We start from the raw sequence: 2,021 nt of genomic DNA, 5'->3' as shown, positions 1-2,021 counted from the left end.
TCGTCGCCGCCGGCGCGCCGCCGGAAGGAGCCCAGGACGAGCGCGGTCTCGCCGGCGCGGCCGTCGGAGACGAGAAGCCGGTCGAGCTCGGCGCCGGAGTCGTCACGCAGCCGGATGCCGGCGTCGGTGAACCCGCCGAGGTCGGCGTCCGGGTTGACCTCGGGGTCGACGGCGGCGACGAGCACGAGCCGGTCGGCGGAGGACGGCAGGGCGTCGAAACCGACCCGGACGGCGGCCCGGTCGCCGGGCGGGGCGGCGACCATGGCGACGGAACCGTCGGGCGTGGAGGGGTTGTTGAAGAAGACGAACCACTCGTCGCCGAGCACCCGCTGACCGGAGCAGACGAGCGCGCAGACGTCGAGGGCGGCGGACCCGGCCCAGTCCATCCCGAGGAGATTGAAGTCGGCGTCGGCCTCGGCGGTGGGGGCGGCGACGGGCGCGGCGGGCGACGCGGGTGACGCCCCGGACCCCAGCCGCCCGCGAAGTCCGTGCTGATGCAGCAGATCGACGAGCTCGACGCCGGAGATCAGGGTCAGCGGCTTGCCGTTGGCGAAGGTGTAGGAGCCGGGTCCGAACCCGGAAGTGGTGACGAGGACCCCCTTGTTGGCGCCGGCGCTCTGCACGGTCCCGAAGAGGTCGCGCACGGCGGAGGGCGGAACGGTGTTCCGGTACCGCTTCACCTGGACGAGGATCGACCCGCCGCTGATGGGGTCGGGGTCCAGGGCCTCGACGTCGACGCCGCCGTCGTTGGACCGCTGGGTGGTGACGGCCTGCAGGCCCCGGGCCCGGAAGAGCTGGGCGACCAGCCCCTCGAAGGCGATCGGATCCATGGCGAGCAGATCGGGCTCGTCCCCGTCCCCCTGCACGACCACCTCGGCCCCGACCTGCTCGGGAGTCCACAGGGGGGCGACGGCCACGCGCTCGTCGGGCTTGGCGGAGAGCCGACCGCCGAGGGCGCCGGTCACGCACTCCACGGCCCCGACGAACTCCAGGTTGAGCCGCTCGAAGACGTCCCGCCCGACGGCGACGGAGGCGACGCAGACGCGCCCGGCGAGCCCGGTGGCGGGGTCGACGCCACCGACGTACCCGTTGAGGGTGACGGCCTCCAGAGCGCCGGATCGATCGGCGCGGAAGAGCTCGTGCAGCGCGAGGAGAACGCTCTGGGCGAGCACGTCGCGATAGAGGGCGCGCCGCTGGGTGACGGGCCGGGGGACGTCCCTCTCCTGATCGGTACCGGGAAGGTACTTGACCCCCTTGGCCTCGGGCACGACGTCGTACCCGGGCAGGTCCCAGTCGAGGACGAGCCGGCGCCGGCCGCGCTCGTAGGCGGCGGACACCTCGCGAGGAAAACCCTCGGGCCAGGCGGTGGAGGCGAAGAGCACGGCGGAGAAGAACTCGACGACGGTCTCGGGATCCCCGCCGCCGAGGGCGGCCCCGGTCCCGGCGACCCCACGGTTGTGGGCACGTATCTCGTCGAGCCGGGCGGCGGCCCATTCGTCGTACGCCCTCCGGTAGGCGGCCAACTGCTCCACCCGCCGTGCCTCGGCGGCCTGGGCGGCGTACCAGTCCCGCTCGAACCGGGCGCGCGCGTCCCGCTCGGCCTGGGCCCGTCCGGAGGCGGTCCAGGAGGCCTCGGGCTGATAGAACCGCTGATCGGGCATGGGTACGGGCTCCCCGAGCGGCCCGGGAGTGAACGGCTCGACGGTCTCGGCCCTCCGCAGCGTGTCGACGCTGAAGGCGGGCACCCGGCAACCGGCGGCCAGCAGCCCTTCGAGCACCCGCACGCGCGCGTCCAGCTCCTGGGTCCGCCGCAGGGCGTCGGCCTCGCGCTGCTGCCGGTAGGCGGCCTTCTGCTCCCGCTGCATGCGGGCGACGTCCCGGTCGTACGCCCGCTGCACCCGCTCGGCCTCGCGCTGCTGCCGCAGCACGGCCTGATGCTGCCCCTCCCGCTGCCGCTGCGCCACCCGCTGCTGCTCGGCCCACACCCCGATCAGCCCCCCGGAACGCCGCCCCATCAGCCC

1 protein-coding gene is annotated in these 2,021 nt (G+C 74.5%); it reads right to left on the bottom strand.

What is annotated here, in order from left to right; translation table 11 throughout:
• Positions 1 to 2,015, bottom strand: a 2,015-nt coding sequence (locus tag AOK00_RS20295; RefSeq protein WP_055601719.1) for a restriction endonuclease, incomplete at its 3' end; no start/stop codon positions are given.
• Positions 2,016 to 2,021: the final 6 nt, after the last annotated feature.

The sequence above is a fragment of the Streptomyces aureus genome (assembly GCF_001418135.1).
Taxonomy (GTDB): Bacteria; Actinomycetota; Actinomycetes; order Streptomycetales; family Streptomycetaceae; genus Streptomyces; species Streptomyces aureus_A.
Note: the sequence above shows the minus strand (reverse complement) of the source record. Positions and strands in the feature narration are given on the sequence as shown.